Annotated in this window: 15 protein-coding genes and 2 pseudogenes; 7 read left to right on the top strand and 10 right to left on the bottom strand. The window is 63.0% G+C overall.

Annotated elements, in window-relative coordinates; genetic code table 11:
• Positions 1-51 precede the first annotated feature (51 nt).
• Positions 52-834, top strand: a complete 783-nt coding sequence (locus OKW40_RS25990) for a substrate-binding domain-containing protein (RefSeq protein ID WP_429493952.1) — start codon at positions 52-54, stop codon at positions 832-834.
• 40 nt (positions 835-874) lie between these two features.
• Here the strand turns inward: OKW40_RS25990 and dctA are convergent, their stop codons facing one another.
• Both dctA and OKW40_RS26000 read right to left on the bottom strand, forming a co-directional pair.
• Positions 875-2197, bottom strand: coding sequence for a C4-dicarboxylate transporter DctA (gene dctA, locus OKW40_RS25995; protein ID WP_429492369.1), 1323 nt, complete (start codon positions 2195-2197; stop codon positions 875-877).
• Complete coding sequence (locus tag OKW40_RS26000; RefSeq protein WP_429492371.1) at positions 2194-3162, bottom strand: LysR family transcriptional regulator; 969 nt, start codon at positions 3160-3162, stop codon at positions 2194-2196. Before OKW40_RS26000 ends, dctA begins: the two co-directional genes overlap by 4 nt.
• Positions 3163-3641: 479 nt before the next feature.
• On the opposite strand from OKW40_RS26000, the gene OKW40_RS26005 reads away from it, so the two are divergent.
• On the top strand, positions 3642-5789 hold the full coding sequence (locus OKW40_RS26005; RefSeq protein ID WP_429492373.1) for a molybdopterin-containing oxidoreductase family protein: 2148 nt from the start codon (positions 3642-3644) through the stop codon (positions 5787-5789).
• Positions 5790-6247: 458 nt separating this feature from the next.
• Positions 6248-6559 (top strand): hypothetical protein, encoded by a 312-nt coding sequence (locus OKW40_RS26010; RefSeq protein WP_429492375.1) that lies wholly within the window; start codon positions 6248-6250, stop codon positions 6557-6559.
• Between the two features lie 6 nt (positions 6560-6565).
• Here the strand turns inward: OKW40_RS26010 and OKW40_RS26015 are convergent, their stop codons facing one another.
• The 3 genes and pseudogenes from OKW40_RS26015 to OKW40_RS26025 form a co-directional block, all read right to left on the bottom strand.
• On the bottom strand, positions 6566-7459 hold the full coding sequence (locus OKW40_RS26015) for a class I SAM-dependent methyltransferase (RefSeq protein ID WP_429402945.1): 894 nt from the start codon (positions 7457-7459) through the stop codon (positions 6566-6568).
• A gap of 252 nt (positions 7460-7711) precedes the next feature.
• The gene (locus OKW40_RS26020; RefSeq protein ID WP_429402944.1) at positions 7712-8383 is read right to left on the bottom strand and encodes a SagB/ThcOx family dehydrogenase; all 672 of its coding nucleotides are present in this window, start codon (positions 8381-8383) and stop codon (positions 7712-7714) included.
• 250 nt (positions 8384-8633) lie between these two features.
• A pseudogene (locus tag OKW40_RS26025) lies at positions 8634-8778 on the bottom strand (nitrate reductase); the annotation flags it as partial.
• A 181-nt stretch (positions 8779-8959) separates the two neighbouring features.
• Between OKW40_RS26025 and OKW40_RS26030 the strand changes: the two are divergent.
• The 4 genes from OKW40_RS26030 (at position 8960) to OKW40_RS26045 (ending at position 15516) form a co-directional block, all read left to right on the top strand.
• Entirely contained in the window at positions 8960-9793 is an 834-nt protein-coding gene (locus tag OKW40_RS26030) for a class II glutamine amidotransferase (protein ID WP_018422973.1), read from the top strand.
• 309 nt (positions 9794-10102) lie between these two features.
• Positions 10103-11395, top strand: a complete 1293-nt coding sequence (locus OKW40_RS26035) for an NRAMP family divalent metal transporter (RefSeq protein ID WP_429492377.1) — start codon at positions 10103-10105, stop codon at positions 11393-11395.
• Positions 11396-11607: 212 nt separating this feature from the next.
• Positions 11608-12969: a metallophosphoesterase family protein gene (locus tag OKW40_RS26040; RefSeq protein WP_184066268.1), complete on the top strand. Its 1362-nt coding sequence runs from the start codon at positions 11608-11610 to the stop codon at positions 12967-12969.
• 300 nt (positions 12970-13269) lie between these two features.
• Complete coding sequence (locus OKW40_RS26045) at positions 13270-15516, top strand: sensor domain-containing protein (RefSeq protein ID WP_429492380.1); 2247 nt, start codon at positions 13270-13272, stop codon at positions 15514-15516.
• On the opposite strand, the gene OKW40_RS26050 is transcribed toward OKW40_RS26045, so the two are convergent.
• From OKW40_RS26050 to OKW40_RS26070, 5 genes and pseudogenes are all read right to left on the bottom strand, one after another.
• Entirely contained in the window at positions 15497-16408 is a 912-nt protein-coding gene (locus tag OKW40_RS26050) for a LysR family transcriptional regulator (RefSeq protein ID WP_429492382.1), read from the bottom strand. The genes OKW40_RS26045 and OKW40_RS26050 overlap by 20 nt on opposite strands.
• A 63-nt stretch (positions 16409-16471) precedes the next feature.
• Positions 16472-16751, bottom strand: a pseudogene (locus OKW40_RS26055) (type II 3-dehydroquinate dehydratase).
• A 49-nt stretch (positions 16752-16800) separates the two neighbouring features.
• The gene (gene aroE, locus OKW40_RS26060) at positions 16801-17634 is read right to left on the bottom strand and encodes a shikimate dehydrogenase (RefSeq protein ID WP_429492384.1); all 834 of its coding nucleotides are present in this window, start codon (positions 17632-17634) and stop codon (positions 16801-16803) included.
• Complete coding sequence (locus tag OKW40_RS26065) at positions 17634-18854, bottom strand: CaiB/BaiF CoA transferase family protein (RefSeq protein WP_429492386.1); 1221 nt, start codon at positions 18852-18854, stop codon at positions 17634-17636. Before OKW40_RS26065 ends, aroE begins: the two co-directional genes overlap by 1 nt.
• Entirely contained in the window at positions 18854-19315 is a 462-nt protein-coding gene (locus tag OKW40_RS26070; RefSeq protein ID WP_429492388.1) for a MaoC family dehydratase, read from the bottom strand. The genes OKW40_RS26065 and OKW40_RS26070 overlap by 1 nt, the downstream gene beginning before the upstream one ends.
• Positions 19316-19318: the final 3 nt, after the last annotated feature.

The raw sequence follows: 19318 nt of genomic DNA on the forward strand, positions 1-19318 counted from the left end.
CGCGTCTCGCTCCGCATGCGGCTAAACACACAACCTGACACGACTCCGATCATGAGAAATCTGTTTCTGAAACTATGCGCCGCAGCACTGGTCGCAACCTCGGCTGTTGCGGCGAACGTGCAAGCCGCCGACCTGCACGTCATGAGCTCGGGTGGCTTTACCGCAGCGTACAAGGTGCTCGGCCCGAAGTTCGCATCCGAAACGGGCAACACGCTCGACACCGCGCTCGGTCCGTCGATGGGTAAATCGCCCGAAGCGATCCCCAACCGGCTTGAGCGTGGTGAGCCCGCCGACGCCGTTATCATGGTCGGATATGCGCTTGACGAACTGATCCGGAAAGGCAAGGTCATCCCCGGATCGCGGGTCGAGCTGGCCGATTCGCGCATCGGCATGGTCGTGCGCGAAGGAGCGGTGAAACCCGATATCAGTTCGGCAGAAGGCCTCCGGCAGACCCTGCTGCATGCGAAGTCGATCGCGTACTCGGACAGCGCAAGCGGTGTCTACATTGAGCGGGAGTTGTTCAGGAAGCTCGGCATCGAGGATCAGGTCAAGTCGAAGGCGAAGATGATCCCGCGGATTCCAGTAGCCTCGGTGGTGGCGAACGGCGACTACGAAATCGGTTTCCAGCAGGTGAGCGAGTTGCTGCCCGTCAAGGGGGTGACCTTCGTCGGAAAGATTCCTGAGTCCCTGCAGTCGGTCACGCGTTTCGCCGCCGGCATTCCCGTCAGCGCACAGCATCCGAAGGAAGCGAAAGCCCTGCTCGACTACCTCGCTTCACCTGGCGTACAGGCAGACGTCAAATCGACAGGGCTGGATACCGTCTCCGCTCATTGACGCAAACCTGAATGAAGGCTTGCCTCAGGCGGCCTTCCTGTCACATCCCCGAGGTATCTCTCGAGGTATCTCTCGCGGGATCCCCCGCACCGTCCGCGCCGCCTGGCGCTGCCGCCCCGAGCATTCGCGCAAGACGCGTACGATCGCAAGCACCCTCCCACATCGAAACGAAGATCACCGCGCAGGCGTTGCTGATCACGCTCGTCAGGGCGCGCGCCTCGGACATGAAGCGGTCGATGCCCACCAGTAGCGCCACCCCGGCGACGGGCAGATCGGGAATCACCGTCAGCGTCGCGACGAGCGCCACTAATCCGCTGCCCGACACACCCGCCGCCCCCTTGGACGTGAGCAACATAACGGCGAGCATCATCGCGATCTGCGGCGCGGAAAGCGGCACGTCGCACGCCTGCGCGATGAACATCGAGGCGAGCGTCAGATAGATCGCGGTGCCGTCGAGATTGAACGAGTAGCCTGCGGGCAGCACAAGCCCCACCACGCCCTTGTCGCAGCCGAGCGCCTCAAGCTTCGCGATCAGGCGCGGCAGTACCGGCTCCGTCGACGATGTCGCGAGAACGATGAGCAACTCCTCGCGCATGTAGCGCAAGAGCCGCCAAAGTGCGAAGCCGTGCAGCCGCGCGAGCGGAGCGAGCACCAGCGCAATGAACAGCAGGCATGCCACGTAGAAGGACACCATCAACATCCCGAGCGATCCGACCGAGCGGATGCCGAAGCGGCCCACCGTGAAAGCCATCGCGCCGAATGCCCCGAGCGGAGCGAGTCGCATGATCATCGCGAGGATGCGGAACAGGGCCTGGGCAATGCCGTCGATGAGCGCGAGCACCGGCCTGCCCGCCTCCGGACAGGAATTTAGCGCAAAGCCGAAGAGCAGCGAGAGCAGCAGCACTGGCAGGACCTCGCCCTTGTCGAAGGCGCCAAGCATCGTCTCGGGGATGACGCTCAACGCGAATGCGACAAGGCCGCCCGGCTGCGCGTGCTTCGCATATTGCGCGAGGATGCTCGCGTCCAGATGGTTAGCGTCGATGTGCATGCCCGCGCCGGGTCGCAGCACGAAGGCCGTGACGAGTCCAAGCGCAAGCGCCACGGCTGTCAAAAAATAGAAGAGTCCCAGCGCCTGAAAAATTGTGCGCCCGATGGCCTTCCCGCTAGCAAGCGACGTGATCCCCGAGACGATCGTGCAGAAAACGATCGGCGCAATCATCATCCTCACGAGGCCGATGAACCCGTCGCTCAAGGGCTTGAGCAGCGGGCTCGCTTGCGGCAAGAAGTGACCGAGCGCCATGCCGAGCATCATGCCCAGCAAAACCTGCAGATAGAGCGAACGAAGCGGTCTTGCCAACCTCATGAAGCGGTTTTCCTGCCTGGCCGCTCTTTTGGAGACGTGTTATTGCCCACGGCATCGCTGCATGCGACGCCGCCGCGCTTCATCTCGACAATCGTTTTGTGAAACTCCTGCGCAGCCGGTGTAAGTGGACGTCCACGGCGTCTCACGATTCCCACGCGCCGCTTCACCACTGGTTCAACGAGCGGCACGCTCGTGAGGATGGGGTGATCGCGCCCGGGCATGGCCATCGACGGCACTGCGGCGACACCGAGCCCCGCTTCGATTAAACCGAGCATGGTCGTTACGTGACGCGTCTCGCAGACGCTCGGCGCATGCGGCGCCACCGCCGACAGCGCCTGATCGAGCAGCAGTCGGTTGCCGGAAGTTTTGTCCACCGAGACGTACTCGTGCTCGTAAAGCTCGTTCCAGGTCACGCGTTTTTTGCGCGCGAGCGGGTGATCACGGCGGCAGGCGGCCACGAAGCGCTCCTGCAGCAGAACCTTGAACTCGACCTCGGACTCCTGGCTGCCCAGAAAACTCACGCCGAAATCCGCCTCTCCGCTGATGACGGCGCCAAGCACCTCATTCGCGCTCATATCCAGCATCTTGACCCTGATGCGCGGGAAGCGGCGATGATAGCTCGCGACGGCGCTCGGCAGGAAGTAGTAGGCCACCGAAGGCACGCAGGCGATGGTGACATGTCCCAGTCGGCTCGAAGAAACATCGCGGATGCCGAGCAACGCGACGTCGAGATCATCAAGCAGCTGCTCGGCGCTCGGCGCGAATACCCGGCCGACGGTGGTGAGCGTGACGCTGCGCGTGGTGCGCTCGAATAGACGCACGCCGAGTGCTTCCTCGAGCTTGTCGATCCGGCGGCTCAAGGCCGGCTGCGAAATGCTCACCGCCTCGGCGGCCTTGCGGAAGCTTCCCAGTTCCACTACTGCTCGAAACGCCTGCAAGTCGTTCAAGTCGAAGTTGATACCCACGAGTCATCCTCCACATCCTGGATGCGGCTATTTTGCATGAAGCGGCTCAAAGCGCCCATTGCGAACTACGCCCGTTCGCTCGGCCCTCCGGCGGTACTGCAGACGTGAGGCGCGACGGGCCGGTTTCACGGACTCAGCCGTCATTCATATGAGAGACGCGGGCATCGCCCTCTGGCCGACAACGGGCGAAAGCACGGCGCGCCAAAGTCGTGTGATACAGCAGCAGGGCGCTAGAACAGCGAGGCCTCTCGATGACAGTGTCGGTCGGGCAGCGGCGCTCGCAACAGGTCGCCGGGCTATTTGCCAAAATATGAACGTCGTTTATAATAGCGAATGAACGGCCGCAATCTGGCGGCGATCTAACGCTAGTCGTATGCGGGTGCTCTGTCATCGCGCAGGTATCCGGCTCGGCTTCAACCTTTACGCCGAAAGTTGTGGGTGGTTACGAGGTGTAGGCCACACTACACAAGGAGCTCGCCGTGCCACGCGAAGCCGTCACCGCCTGCCGCATCTGCGCCGGCAACTGTTCACTGCGCTTGACCCTGGACGACGCCGGACGCGTCGTTGCTGCGCGCGGCGACCGCGACAATCCGCTCACGCGCGGCTACGCCTGCATCAAGGGTGCGTATCTGCATGAGGCGCATAACAGCGCCGAGCGGCTCCTGCACCCGCTGAAACGGCAGCCCGATGGCAGTTTCGTGCAGATGCCGCTTGACGTGATGCTGGCCGAGATCGCGGCGCAACTCCAGGCACTGATCGAGCGCCACGGCGCCGATGCGGTCGCAGCCTTTCGCGGCACCATGAACTACTCTAACCTCGCCGCCAATCATATGTTGCCCGCCTTCCTCGCGGCGCTGGGTTCGAATTCGTTTTTCTCTACAATGACCATCGACCAGTCGGCCAAATGGGTGGCATTTGAGCGACTGGGCGGCTGGGCTGCCGGCAAAGATCCGTATGCGCTCGCCGACGCGCTATTGTTCGTCGGCACCAATCCGCTGGTGTCGCTATCCACGTTCAATTTTGCATTGCAGAATCCGGTCAAGCAGCTCCACGAAGCGAAGGAGCGCGGCCTTAAGCTGGTGGTGATCGATCCACGAGAGACCGAGACCGCCCGCCATGCCGATGTCTTCCTGCAGGTGCTGCCGGGCGAGGACCCGACCGTCCTGGCTGGCCTGCTGCGCATCATTCTGTGTCGCGGCTGGCACGATGCCGAATTCTGCGCGCGCTACGTCAAGGACCTGCGACGACTGGCGCACGCGGTCGAGCCGTTCACGCCCGAATACGTCGCCCAGCGCGCCGGCGTAAGCGTCGAAGGGCTCGAAGCCGCCGCTGCGGCCTTCGCGGAACCCGTGCGGGAGGCCGGCGGCCTGCGCCGCAAGCGTGGCTCGGCCGCGTCGGGAACCGGGCCCAACATGGCGCCGCACTCCAATCTGGCCGAGCATCTGGTCGAATGCCTCAACGTCGTGTGTGGCCGCTTCGCTCGCCCCGGCGACCCTGTACCGAACCCCGGCGTAGTCGCCCCACGCTACCAGCGCCGGGCCGATGTGATTGCGCCACGCCGTTCCTGGGAATCCGGCTGGAAGAGCCGTGTCGGCGGCTATGGCATGCTGTTCGGCCAGAAGATGAGCGGCACGCTGGCCCAGGAAATCACTACGCCTGGCGCCGGCCAGATCCGCGCGCTGTTAGTCGACGGCGGCAATCCAGTCGATGCCGTGCCCGACCAGCGCCGCATCGCCGAGGCGTTGCGCCAACTGCAACTGCTGGTATGCATCGAGCCATTCATGACTAACACTGCGCGGCTCGCGCACTACGTGATTCCACCGAAGCTGATGTTCGAGCGCGCCGACCTGCATTCGCGCGACTATGAGTCCTACATCATGTTTCAGCCTTACGCACAATACTCGGCCGCCGTGGCGACGCCGCCGGAGGGATCCGAAGTCGTGGACGACTGGTTCGTATTCTGGGATCTGGCGCGGCGCCTGGGCAAGACCATCAATTTCGACGACGTTCCGCTCGATATGCGCGCAGCGCCGACCACCGAAGAGCTGCTTGCGATCCTGGTTCGCCACGGCTCGATCTCATTTGACGAACTGAAGCTGTACCCACAAGGGAAAGTCTACGAGATCGAACCGATGATCGTGCAGCCCGGCGAGCCAGGGAACGCCGCGCGCTTCGACGTGATGCCGGACGACGTCGAGTGCGAACTGGCGGGCGTACTGAACGAAGCGGGGGCGCCGCCGGGGTTCACGCATCGCCTGGCGGTGCGGCGCGTGCGCGACGTGCAGAACACCATGTACCACCACCTGCCCGCGGTCCGTCGACGCATGCCGTTCAATCCGGCCTTTGTGCATCCCGATGACCTGGCTGCTCAAGGACTGACCGAAGGCCAGTGCGTGGCCATTGTTTCGCCGCATGGCCGCATTCGAGCTATCGTCAAAGCGGACGCCGCGCTGCGCCGAGGCGTCGTGTCCATCCCGCACGGCTGGGGACCGATGCCCGACGAGGAGCCCGAAACCTACGCCGGCGCCAATCCAAACCAGTTGCTCAGCACTACAGTTGGTCTTGATCCGATCAACGCCATGCCGGTAATGAGCGCGATGCCGGTACGCATCGAAGCGGTAGTCTGAATCGCAAGAGAGAACCCCGTTCGAGTCGAACGATTTGTTTCCGAGCGCGACGATGCAGCTACCCGGCCGTCCTGCTGAATCCGCCGCTCACGACCGGACGCTCGCGCCGCTGCTGTAAGTGGCCGCAGCGGGTCGAGATGGAATGGACACCGCCCTCCCTCCGGGGAGGACCGTGCGCGTTTTCCAGCCGCACGATGGATATTCTTCGAGCCCGAACTGCGAGAACATGGCCGCGCCCCGCTCTAGCAATGATGCGCAGCGCCGGCGACACGTGGCGCGCCGCTTGCTTCGTTCACAGATGCAGGCGAGAGGGGGTGGTTTTCCCCCAATGGGGCCGCAGATGGACGGTCGAGCTTCGGAGTCGTGCGATCTGCAAAAAGCGAACAGGCAATGAGACCGAGCTGGGAAGAGTCGACATCCCGCTTGCGGCACCGAGCGGGATACGAATGAGGGTGACAATGGATAGCGTGCAGTGGGAGTACGGCGATTGCGCGGTGCTGATCCGCGCACTGCGCAACTGGGTTGACCGCTACTGCCCCGCCGACTACACGCGGGTCAAGGCCGAGATCAGGCAGCTCATCGACATGGTGGAACGGGCCGGACCGCGCGACGCGATGTTTCACGGTCGTCTCGATGCGGCCCGCTCGCTGATCGTGCTCGGGCGACTGTCGGACGCGCTGGACTGTGTCGATACGCTACTGCGGGTCGTGCAACAAACTGAGCGCAGCCCAACGCGTCGGCCGATTACCGCCCGCGGCTGGCGCCCGTAGAACACGCTAAGGCTTGACGAATCTCAGCGTCATGCGATCCGATTCACCGATTGCGGCGTAGCGCGAGCGGTCGACGTCACCGCCCGCGTAGCCCGGCGGCAGCGACCATACGCCATGCGGATAATCTTTCGTATCTCGCGCGTTCGCGTTGATTTCGCTGCGTTGCGCGAGCACGAAGCCCGCCGCCTGTGCCCGGTCAATCACGAAAGCTTCAGTCACATATCCGGTTTCGATCATCTGCTGTACCGTCGAGCCGGGCCGGGCGCGATGTTCTTCCACACCAAGTTCGCCCCCGTGCTTCAGCGCGTCATGGAACGCACGCAGATTGGCATCGAGCTGCCCATCCTTGATCCAGTTGTGAATGTTGCGAAAAGTAAGCACGCGATCGAACCGCTCGTGTGCATCGAAGCCGAAAAACTGGCCCGCGTGCAATGTGCCGACCACGACGTTTCCGTAGATTGCGGGGGCGCCCGCGAGCTTACGCAAATACTCTGCATCGATTGACCGGTCTTCCGAGGCCAGGTCCGCGGACGTGCTCAGATATTGCGCTTCGTACAGGTGACCCGCGTCGTGCAGATAGGGCGCCAGAATGTCCGTGTACCACCCGCCGCCCGGCGCGATCTCCAGCACGGTTTGCGTCGGACTCAGATCGAAGAAGCGCAACGTCTGCGCCGGGTGACGATAGACGTCGCGCGCCCGGGCGGTCTGACTGCGTTGCGGATTGGCGACCGCCAGGTCGAGCGCCTTCGCCTCGGAAACTTGCGAAGGTGTGACATGACCGCTCAGCTGTGAGGAGGAAACGCATCCGGCCATGATCGTCGCGATCACCGTCATCGCGAAACGGACAGCACGACGCTTCGAATATTCCACCAGGGTCGAGCGCACGAGAATCGGCTTCATAGGCACCACGCGGAGTTGACATGGCACACACGATACCCGCTCCTTCGAAGTTCGTGTTTGCCGCACTGCCGGCCGGTGCATCGATGTCCGCGCATGCCGTCGCGCCGGGAAGGACCCCAGTCCTCGAACCCGCGTGTCAGGGAGCGGGCGGTGCCTTATAGGTGTCTTCTATTGCCGTCAGCATATCGAACGCGAGGTCGAGCACCTTTCGTTCGCGGGTGGGGCGCGTTCATTTCATTCTCACGCAATGACTTAGACCGGAAAACCTACCGGGATCAGATAGACGACGGTCTGGGCGTGAGGCAGGCCGAGCTTGCGCGCCGCCGGAGCTCCGTCGACGGCGCCCACGGTCACCGCGACGAGCCCAAGCGTGACGACCTGGAGCAGCATGTTCTGGGTCGCGTGCCCGACCTCGAGATCGGCATACAGATTCGCTCTCCCGCCATATCTCGCGCTCAGCCGACTGGGGTCGGCGGCCACCACGAGCAAGGCCGGGGCCGCCTCGACGGACGCCTGGTTGACCGCCAGTGCTCTCAGCTCGGGGCGCAGGTCGTGGGTCGCCCGCGTCTCGGCCCGGTGGCCATCAGGCAGATAGTGCATCACCTCCGTGGCGGTCACCACGTAAAGTTCGAGCGCGTACAAAGCGCCGGCCGCCGGAGCCGCGCGCTTGCCGTCCGAGCTGGTGATGCCCTGCCCGGCCCACAGCAGTTGGCCAATGGCCTCGACCGGCAGCGGCTTTGGCGCGAATCTGCGCACGGACCTGCGCTTCTCGATGGCTTCTTCGAGGGACATCGTGCCTTTGAGGTTGGGCTTGGGCAGATCGATCTGACCGGTGAATTTCGCCTGGCTTGCCTGCGCCAGGCCGGTAGAACCCTCGGCGAGCGCGCCTGCGGCCAGCGCAACCAACAGTTCACGGCGTTTCATCGGCACCTCCATCAGCAAGAAAGCAGGCTGGCTGGCAGAGCCTGCAGCCTGCGCGAATCTCAGTGCTGCACATTTGCCGCCTCGTCTTTTGCGGGGGGAGGTCCGTCGAGCGGCAACGGCGCAGTCGACCACTCGCGCGGAGCAAACACGAACACGGCTAAGCGACGGAACCCACGACCGGTGTGCGCCGCACTTCCGACAGGTAGATCAGGATCAGCGAAACCCAGACGATCTCGGTGACGACGCCCATGGAGCGAACTATCTTGTCGTGCTGCCAGCGCTGGCGGTAAGCATCCTCCCATTGCCGGTCTTCATCTGTGACAGCACCATGACCATCCGAGATCTGGGGACGGGGGGGCCGTGAAGTAACGTAACCTGTCCAGAAAGTGGCTCATGCGCGTCCTGCCTCTATCAGATCAGGCCGGTGCAAGCTCAAAGCGATGCCCGGCACGCAAGCACCTAAACGCCATCTGGCATAGTGACAGGTACGGTGTCTGCCTCAATCGGACTTTGGTCCTACAATCGCCGCCCGCGGGTGGTGTAGGGTTGTCACGCGCAACCGACAGGAGAGCAATCATGTGCCGCTGGCTCGCTTATACCGGCAATCCGCTTCAGCTCGAAACCGTGCTGTTCAACGCCCGGCATTCGCTGATCGATCAGAGCATGCATTCCCGGCTCGGCGCCACCACCACCAATGGCGACGGTTTCGGGATCGGCTGGTATGGACATCCCACTGACATTCCGTTTCGCTACCGCTGCATCCAGCCCGCGTGGAGCGACCGCAATCTACGCGAGGCCGCGCGGGCAATCCACTCGCCGCTGTTCGTCGCGCACGTGCGCGCGGCGACCGACACGCCGTCGCAGGAAACCAACTGTCATCCGTTCCGCCACGGCCGCTGGCTGTTCGCGCACAACGGCCTGGTGCGCAACTATCCGGCGGTGCGCCGCGACCTGATGGTGAAGATTGACCCCGATCTGTTCCCGTCCATCGAAGGCTCGACCGATTCCGAGGTGCTGTTTTTTCTCGCGCTGACCTTCGGGCTGGAGCTCGCGCCCGTCACCGCGCTCGAACGGATGGTCGGATTCGTCGAAGCCACCGGCCGCCGGCATGGCGTGGATGAACCGCTGAACATGACCGTCTGCGCGACCGACGGCGAGCAGATCATCGCGGTCCGCTATTCGAGCGAAGGACAGTCGCGCTCGCTGTTTCACAGCACGTCGTTCCGTCATCTGCGCGAGTTGTATCCCGACGACGAGCGCATCAAGACGGCCGGCGAGAATGCGTTCCTCGTGTTGTCCGAACCGCTCGCGGACTTGCCGGGCTTTTGGGAGGAAATTCCCGAGAGCACGGCGGTGGTCGCGCGCGGCGGCGAGATTGGGCAGTATGCGTTCAAGCCGCGACTGGACTGAGCCGCGCCAAGCCAATCGTGCTCGAAGACTTGCCTGACGCGATCGACGAGATCCACTTGCGGACGAAGCCTCTTGCACACCATGCGTGACGGTGTCCGCCGGCACGGCCCAAAGTTCGTTACTCCCGTTTAGAAACTCGCATTTCCGCGCACTGTCAGCGGAGGCGCCTTGCGCATCTTCGCCGGTGCGCTCGTCGAGCGCGTCCATGATGTGCAGCCGATTCCTATGCCCGCCTCCCGAAGCCGCGCGACGCTGGCACGAACGCCCGGGCCCGCGACTTGCTAAACGTTGCCGCGAGGTGACACATATATGAACGACGAAAAATTGATCGAGCCGGAATCCGCCGTACGCGATTCCGTGGAGCGATCCTGGATCAGACGCCTGGGCCCTGGCCTGATCACGGGCGCCGCGGACGACGATCCGTCAGGAATCGGCACCTATTCGCAGGCCGGCGCGCAGTTCGGATTCAACCTTCTGTGGGTGATCCTGATCACGTATCCATTGATGACCGCAATACAGCTGGTGAGCGCGCAGATTGGCCGGGTAACCGGCAAGGGCCTCGCATCCAACATACGCGCGCATTATCCGGCATGGCTGCTGTACGGCGCGGTCGCCCTGCTCGTCGTGGCGAACGTGATCAACATCGCCGCCGATCTGTCGGCGATGGGCGCCGCGGCCGGATTGCTGCTGCCAGGTCCGCAGCACCTTTATGTCGTCGGCCTCGGGACGCTCTGCGTCGTTCTGCAGATTTTTGTCCCCTACGACAGTTATGCGCGCGTTCTGAAGTGGACCGCCCTCTCGCTTCTCGCGTACGTCGCGGTCGCATTCATCGTTCCGATCCCCTGGGGTGAAGTCGCGCGCGCCGTTGTGTTGCCGCGCATCTCGCTGACGTCGGACTATCTGACCATGGTCGTCGCGGTGCTGGGCACGACGATCAGTCCGTACCTGTTCTTCTGGCAGGCGTCGCAGGAAGTCGAAGAAATGCGCTCGGCACCGGAACAGGCGCCGTTGCGCCGCGTACCGCACCAGGCGCCCGCGCAGTTGCGAAGGATCCGTTTCGATACGTGGGTTGGCATGGGGGTGTCCAACTTCATTGCATTCTTCATCATATTGACGGCGGCGGCTACGCTGCATCTGCATCACATCGACGTGAAAACCTCGGCCGATGCCGCGCGCGCGCTCGAGCCGTTTGCCGGGCGCTTCGCTTACGTCCTGTTTGCGCTCGGCATCATCGGAACCGGCCTGCTCGCGCTGCCGGTCCTCGCCGGCTCGGCCGCCTACGCCGCCGCGGGCAGCTTTCGCTGGCGCAGCAGTCTCGCGTTGCATCTGACACTCGCGCGTGAATTCTATGCGGTGATCGCACTGGCCATCCTGGGCGGTGTGGCCATCACCTTCATGCATTTCGACCCGATCCGCGCGCTGTACTGGAGCGCGGTGATCAATGGCGTTACCGCGGTGCCGATCATGGTCATCATGATGCTGATGGCGCGAAGCCGGCGGGTCATGGGACAGTTCGCCGTCAAGGGCGTGCTGGCCTGGGGAGGATGGCTCGCAACGCTCGCGATGGCGCTGGCGGCTGTGGGCGTGTTCGTGCCGTCGTAACAGACGCGTGCCACCGCAAACCCGGCTTTCGCACGGAACAGCGGCGCGCCGCAATTCGGGCCGCACGGGTTGCGCAACGGCAAGCGGATCTGAACTTCCCCGTTTCGGGTTCGTCTGAACGGTGCATCCGGCCAGCGCCAGCGCCGTCACATGCTGACGGTTTGCCGACAACAGCGTGGCCGCTCCCGTTCGCCGATCAAGGAGGATTGCAAATGCCGAAAAAGCGTTCAGATGAATCGTCAGCCGCACGCGGCAACCGCAGCGACAGGATTCTCGCCGCGCCCGTTTTCTCGCAGCCACAACCCACGCCGGACCCGCAAACTTTCGTGGTCAGGCACGCATCCGATGCCGCAGCCTACAAGGTCATCGACGAACTGAACCGCGAGCACAAGCTGAAGGCGCTGCCGTTTCCGCCACCGCGCGGCGGCGCCGAGCCCCGGCTGACGTTTGCGGAGGTGGTGGACAACAACCAGAAGCTCCTCGATACGATCAGCGCGAACGGACAGATCGTCTTTCACGCCACCGGCGATTGCGGCAGTACGAAAGGTCCGGTCACCCAGAATGAAGTTTCGGACAAGATGGTCAGCGACTTCGACGAAGCCGATCCCGCCGAGGTGCCGCAATTCAACTTCCTGCTGGGCGACATCGTCTACAGCTTTGGCGAAGCGCAGTACTACTACGATCAGTTCTATGAGCCGTACCGCAACTATCATGCGCCGATTCTCGCCGCTGCCGGCAATCACGACGGAATGGTTTCGCCGTTGCAGCACGAGAAGAGCCTGCAGGCGTTTCTGAGGAACTTCTGCTCCGACTGCTTCCAGGTCTCTCCCGATGCGGGCAACCTTTCACGGACGGCGCAAATTCAGCCAGGCGTTTTCTTCACGTTCGAGGCGCCGTTCGTGCGCATCATTGCGTTGTACAGCAATACGCTCGAGGACCCAGGCGTGATCGCGGACCGTCACATCGGCAACAGCCAGCTGAAGTTCCTGAAAGCGGCGTTATTGCGAGTGAAGAAAGAGAACTATCGAGGCGCCCTGCTTTTCGCGCATCACCATCCGCCCTATGTGGCGCGCGGCCGTCATGGCTGGAGCGTCGCAATGCAACAGCAGATCGATACGGTTTGCAATGAGGTCGGTATCTGGCCGCATGCCGACCTCGCGGGACACGCGCACAACTATCAGCGCTTTACGCGAACCCGTTCCGATGGCACCCACATCCCTTACATCGTTTGCGGGAATGGCGGTCACGCCGTACAGCGACTCACCACCAACGGACAGCCGCCCCTTCGCGCGCCGCAGCTGATCCAGGCTGCGTCGAAAGACACGGATGCCGTGGTCCTCGAAAGCTACGACGACCGCAACTTCGGCTATTTACGGCTCGTCGCCAACGCGAGGCAACTGCGTATCGAATACCATCCCGCCGTTGACGGACCCAACACGAAGACCCCCGACGATCAGGTGACCATCGATCTGGCCACCCGGCAGGTCGCTCACTACGTGGCTCGCGACTCGGGAATACCCGCTCTTGCGGAGCGCATTCGTCAGTTCGCGCAGGTCAAGCCCCACCAAGGCTGATGGGCGCGCAATCCGCCCCCGATCTCATGCGAACCGCGGTTCCCGCGCGTTTCCCCGCATTAAAGATTTGTGACTTCCTACCGTAATAATAAAAGTGAGGCCGGCTCGCAGCGTTCGAGCCGTCGCTCAACCCGGTAGTCGGAGAACAGCGTGAGATTCAAAGCGACTTCGTGCCCTAAAGAAACCAAACCGATTGAGTCCCGGGTCGATAGCGACGCACATGCCAATGGCTGGTCAGCCCGCAACCAGCAGTTTCTTTCCTATTTTCTGTCGCGGTACGGTCAACGCAGGACCATACCGTTGTCGAGTCTCTGCATTGCCGTCGTTGCCGGCGTTGGCATCGGTGCTCTTGTGCATCAGGCGGCCGGTGAAGCGGCGATTACCCTACGTGTCGCATTGTCGATGGTGTCGGGCGTCGCCGGTCTCGCGATCGTTCGTCGCAAACTCGGCCTGGATTACGCGCGGCAAAGCGCCGCCACCGCACTGGCGAGCGGGCTTCTGCACGCGAATCGCGACTGCCTGAAGGTGCTCGCTACCGACGGAAAAATGCTGCGGGTGTCGGAGCATGGCGCGATGTTGATGGAAGCGGAGTCACCGGAGCAACTGTCCGGCGCGGACTGGCTCGCATTCTGGACCGGCGAGGACCGCACGGCGGCCGAGAAGGCTTTGGCGGGCGCCGTTTCCGGCAAGAGCACATCGTTCACTGGAAGCTGCGCGACGACGAGGGGGCGTACCAGGTGGTGGAACTCCACGCTCACGCCAGTGACGGGCGACGACGGTGCGGTGAGCGCGCTGCTTTGTGCTTCCGAGGACGTCACCCAGCAATCCGAGCTGTTGAAGACACTGCGCGAACGCGATGAATTGATGCATGAGATGGAGTTGCATGTCCGGCTCGTGTTCTATTCGTGTAGCTCGCATTTTGAACACTGTCATCATGTCAGCGCAGGTGTCGAAAGCGTGTTCGGCATTACGCCTCAAGAGCTTGGCAACAGGCCTTCCGCGTGGCTCGATCTCGTGGTGCCGGAGGATCTGGAGCCATTGCTCGCCGAGATGAACCGCGTCGCGTCCGAGGTGGCGGAAGGTCGCGTCGAATACCGCATCCGCCGTCCGGATGGTTGCCTGCGCTGGATCAGAAGCACGGCCTATCCCGTGTGCGACGGCTCCGCGAACGTGGTGCGCATCGTCGGTGTCAGCGAAGACATCACGCTGGAACAGGAACGCCTCGCGGCGCTCGACCGTCTGGCCTACACCGATGGCCTGACGGGTTTGGCTAACCGGGGCGCGCTGATCCGCCAGATGAAGACGCTTTGCAGGCAGAACGTCGCCTTCAGTCTGATGTTCGTCGATCTCGACCGATTCAAGGTCCTGAACGATACGCTGGGCCATACGGCCGCTGACCGTCTGTTGCAGGACATCGCCAAAGTCATTCAGGGAGCGCTTGCGCCGGATGCCTGTGTAGCGCGCCTCGGCGGAGACGAGTTCGCGGTGATCGTCAGGGGCGAGAGCGACAAGGCCACGTTGGCGAGCCTGGCGCAGTCTCTGCTGAACCTGTTTTCAAGCGACGTTCGAAAAGACCACGCCGCGCCATTCGTCACGGCGTCGATCGGCATATCGATCTTTCCCGAGCACGGCCGCGATCACGAGGCGCTGCTGACGAGCGCGGATATCGCGATGTATGCGGCGAAAAAAGGCGGTCGCAACGGCTTCCGGTTCGCCGACGAAGCATCCAGCGATGTGCTCGGCGATTTCGAACTCGAGTGCAATCTGCCCACGGCGCTGGCGTCGAACCAATTCGTGCTGCATTTCCAGGGTATTCATGAGCCAGCCTCTCTGGCGGTGAAAGGCGTCGAAGCACTGGTTCGATGGAATCATCCGGCACGAGGCCTGGTGGGTCCGGGCAGCTTCATTCCGATCCTCGAAGAAAGCGGGTTCATCGTCGAAGTCGGGGCGTGGGTCGTGGACGCGGCCCTCGCTCAACTGGCCGTCTGGCAGTCCGCCGGAAGAAAAGAGCTGTCCATGTCGGTGAACGTGTCCGCGCGTCAGCTCAGGGATGACTCGCTTGTCGCCATAGTCGACCAGGCGCTGCGAAAACATCGGGTGCCGCCGCGCTGCCTCCAGATCGAACTGACCGAAAGCGCGTTGATGGAAAACCCCTCACTCGCGCAGGCAACGCTGATGGCGCTCAAGCGGCTTGGCGTGCGCATCGCCATCGACGACTTCGGAACGGGATACTCGAGCCTGCGTTATCTGGCCGATTTTTCGCCGGACATCGTCAAGATCGACCGTTCATTCACGGCAAGGCTGGGCCGCGACGCGGCGGCCGCCTCGATCGTTCGGGGCATCATTCAGATGTCGCACGAACTCGGCATCAAAGTGACGGCCGAAGGTGTCGAAACGAATCAACAGTTGCATGCGCTGCGCGACGCAGGCTGCGACTACGTGCAAGGGTTCTTTTTGACGAAGCCGATGAATGCGGAGAATCTGGTTCAGTGCGAAAGCGCTGTGTCCTCGTCCGCAGCGGGAACGACTAGGGCCTGTTCACGCTGAGAAACAGGTCCGCGACGACCGAGCGCAGCCAGCAATTGCCGGCTTCGTGATGGTACTTCGCGTGCCAGTGCTGGCGCACCGCGAACTTGTCCACCGGGAAAGGACACGAATGGACGACGACGTCATTCATTTGCGCCAGCGTTTCGCCAATGTGTCGGGGCAACGTAGCAATCAGATCGGTCGACTTGATGATCGATCCGAGTCCGAGGAATCCGGGCAATTCAAGCACGACGTCGCGTTCGATGTGCTCACGCAGCAACGCCTGTTCGAGCAGTTGCCCGCCCGTGCCAGCCGCAATGACGACGTGCCCCTCGCTACCGTATTGCCTCAGGCTCAGCCGGGCACGCACGCGAGGATGATTCCGGTTGGCAAGGCACACCCAGTCCTGCATATAAAGCCTTTGCTGGTACATACCGCCGCCCAGCCGTGGCACGTGCCCGATCGCAAGATCCGCCTCGCCGGATTCAAGCGCCCTCTCCGTATTGCCGTCGATCCTCGCCGCTTCCAGCCGAACGCCTGGCGCCTGCGCCCGCAAGCGCGCCAACATTCTCGGCAGGAGCGTAATGTGGCTCGCGTCCGTCATGCAAATACGAAACCGTCGTTTGGCAGTGGCGGGATCGAAAGAAATCTCCCACGCAGCGAACCGACGCAGCGACTCGAGAATTTCCCTGCACGGTCCGATCAACGCGTCCGCCTGCGGAGTGGGCGTCATGCCGCCCGGCGTGCGAACGAACAGTGGATCCTGCAAATGCTCGCGCAAGCGACCCAACCAGATGCTGACCGTCGGCTGACTTTGGCCGAGTTGCTCAGCGGCGCGCGTGACACTTCTCACGTCGTAAAGCAGGTCGAAAAGCTGAAGCAGCTTGAGGTCTGGAAGGTCGGTGGTACTCATGGCTGTATTGTCGTTCGCAATATCGCCATTGTATCCATTGCATCGGGCGCATGTCCCCGGCTCTCAGCCCGCGGCAGATACGGCCGCCCGCAGTCCGAGCACATAGCTTTCAGTCCCGAACCCGCAAATCTGTCCTTTCACGATCTCCGCGAAAACCGATTTGTGCCGGAACGCTTCGCGAGCGTGGATATTCGCCATGTGAATTTCGATCACCGGCACGGTCAATATCGAGGGCCTGCAGTCGAGCGTCGATGTCTTCGAGGGTGACCGTCCCGTACTGAACGGGATCGCGTTTGCCGAACATGTTGTGGTTGATGCCGTGCAGCATCAGAAACTGTTGCATCGTGTTGGTCCAGACTCATTGAAAACCGGTGGGCGCGCGCCCGCATGCGTCAGTCGAGCGGAACGGTCAGCCGGTCGATGATCGCGTGCGTCTGCGGACGAACGCCGCGCCACCACTCGAACGCTTCGGCCGCCTGCTCGACGAGCATGCCAACGCCGTCGGCGATGCCCTGCACGCCAGCATTTCGAGCGAGCCGCAAGAACGGCGTGAGTCCCTTTCCATACGCGAGTTCGTATGCGGTTCCGGTTGGGCTGAACACGCCCGGCGGAACGGCAGGCAACTGACCGGTCAGGCTTGCCGAAGTCGCGTTCACGACGAGATCGAATGGCCCCATCCCGTCTAGTTCCCGGTAGCCGCATGCGATCAATGGGCTGCTGCTCGCGACTTGCGCGACCAGCGCCTCGGCCTTGCGCACATCCCGATTCACGACGACCAGTTGCGCCGGACGCGCCGCGATGAACGGCAGCAACGCGCCACGCGCCGCTCCGCCCGCGCCCAGCACGAGCACACGCTTGCCCGCCATCGGCTGATCGAGGTTCACTTCGATATCGCGCACGAGGCCGACGCCGTCGAAATTCTCGCCAATGATCCGGCCGTTTTCGAACTTCATCGCGTTCGCGGCGCCGGCGAGCGCGGCCCGTTCGCTGCGCTCGTCGGCAATCGCGAACGCATGCAGCTTGAACGGCGCGGTGACGTTCATGCCTCTGCCGCCCGCCGCGATAAACGTCCTGACGGTCTCGGCGAACGCGTCGGCGGGCTCGATCGGACCTTCGATCGCCGAGTAGCTGATGTCCCGTCCGGTCTCCTGCGCAAACAGACCGTGGATCAGCGGAGATTTCGTGTGTCCGATCGGATTGCCGATCACCGCGTATCGGTCGGTCATCACGCACTCCTCTTCGAAAACAGCACGCCCTGGGTCTGCATTGCGTCGATCTGCGCGGCGTCGAATCCCAACGACTGCGCGACTTCCGCGTTGTGCTGACCGAGGTCCGGGCCGACTTCGCGGATCGACGTGTCACAGTCGGAGAAGCGGAACGGCAGGTTAGGCAGGCGCAGTTTTCCGAAGCGCGGATGGTCCTGCTCGATCACCATGCCACGCGCGACGATCTGCGGATCGGCGACCACTTCATCGATACGCTGCACTTTTGCGCAAGGCACGTCGACACCGTCGAGCAGCGCCAACACTTCAGCGACCGGCCGGGCTTCGACCCACGACTTTACGACCGCGAGAATTGCCTCGCGATGGGCGTTGCGTCCGTTCAGCGTATGGAACCTCGCATCGGCGCCGAAGCCGGCCGGACCGCCGTGCTGTTCGACGAGTGAAGCAAACCGCTTCCACGAATCATCGACCTGCGCGGCGATCACGAGGTCGCCATCGGCCGCGCGGAACACGCCATAGAGCGTCGACGTCGGCATGTCGTGCCCCGTCTGCTCGGGTAGCACGCCTTGCATCGTGTAGCACTGCACCGCGTATTCGTGCATCGACACCAGCGTGTCGTACAACGCCATGTCGATGTGCTGGCCGCGACCGCTCTTCACGCGGCCGAGCAACGCGGCGTTGATCGCGGCGACCGCATGAATGCCCGTGTACATATCGCCGAGCGAGATGCGCATCAGCGGCGGCGGTTCGCCGGGATTGCCGATCATCTGCATGATGCCGCTCTTCGCCTCGGCGATCAGGCCGAAGCCCGCGCGATGCGCGTCGGGCCCGGTATGGCCGTACGCCGAAATCGAGCAGTACACGAGACCCGGATTGCGCTCGGACAACGCGGCGTAGCCGAGGCCCAGCTTGTCCAGCGCACCCGGTCGATAGTTTTCGACGAACACATCGGCCGAATCGCACAGGCGCCGCATGAACTCCTTGCCGCGCGGGTCTTTCATGTCGACGCTGACGCCGCGCTTGCCCATGTTGAGTTGCAGGAAGTAGGCGCTTTGCTGGTCGTCGAGGATGCTCGCGTGCTGCCGGCCGGCATCGCCGCTGCCGGGACGCTCGACCTTGATCACTTCGGCGCCGAGCGCCGCGAGGCAGCGGCCCACATAGGGACCGGCGAGAAAGTGGCTGTAGTCGACGACGCGAATACCTTCGAGGGGACGGGCTTGCATCAGTTCGCTCCCGGACGGCGCGGCACCATCAGGCGATGTTCGCCGCGCTGGACGACCTGGCCGTCCTGATTGATCAACTCGGACGGCAGCACGACGATGCCCCAATCCGGACGGCTGTTGCTCGCGCGCATATTGCCCACGCGGAACCTGACGTGAAGCACATCGTCGACCTTGATCGGCAGCAGGAAATCCCACGTCCAACCTAGCGACATGCCGGGCAGGAAGCGATAGTCGCTCTGCGTCTTCAGGCCGTCCGCGATCGACAAGCCGAACAGCCCGTGCGCGACGATCGACCCGAAGTGGCTCGCGTTCGCATATTCCTCGTCCACATGCACGGGCGTGTGATCGCCGGTCAAATCGGCGTAAGCGAGAATGCGTTCTTTCGTGACGGTATAGGTCGGGCTCACGCACTCGTCGCCTTCGTTCGCGTCGTCCCAGTACTTTTCGATGACCGTGCTCATGCT

Source organism: Paraburkholderia sp. RAU6.4a (genome assembly GCF_050435625.1).
Classification (GTDB): Bacteria; Pseudomonadota; Gammaproteobacteria; order Burkholderiales; family Burkholderiaceae; genus Paraburkholderia; species Paraburkholderia tuberum.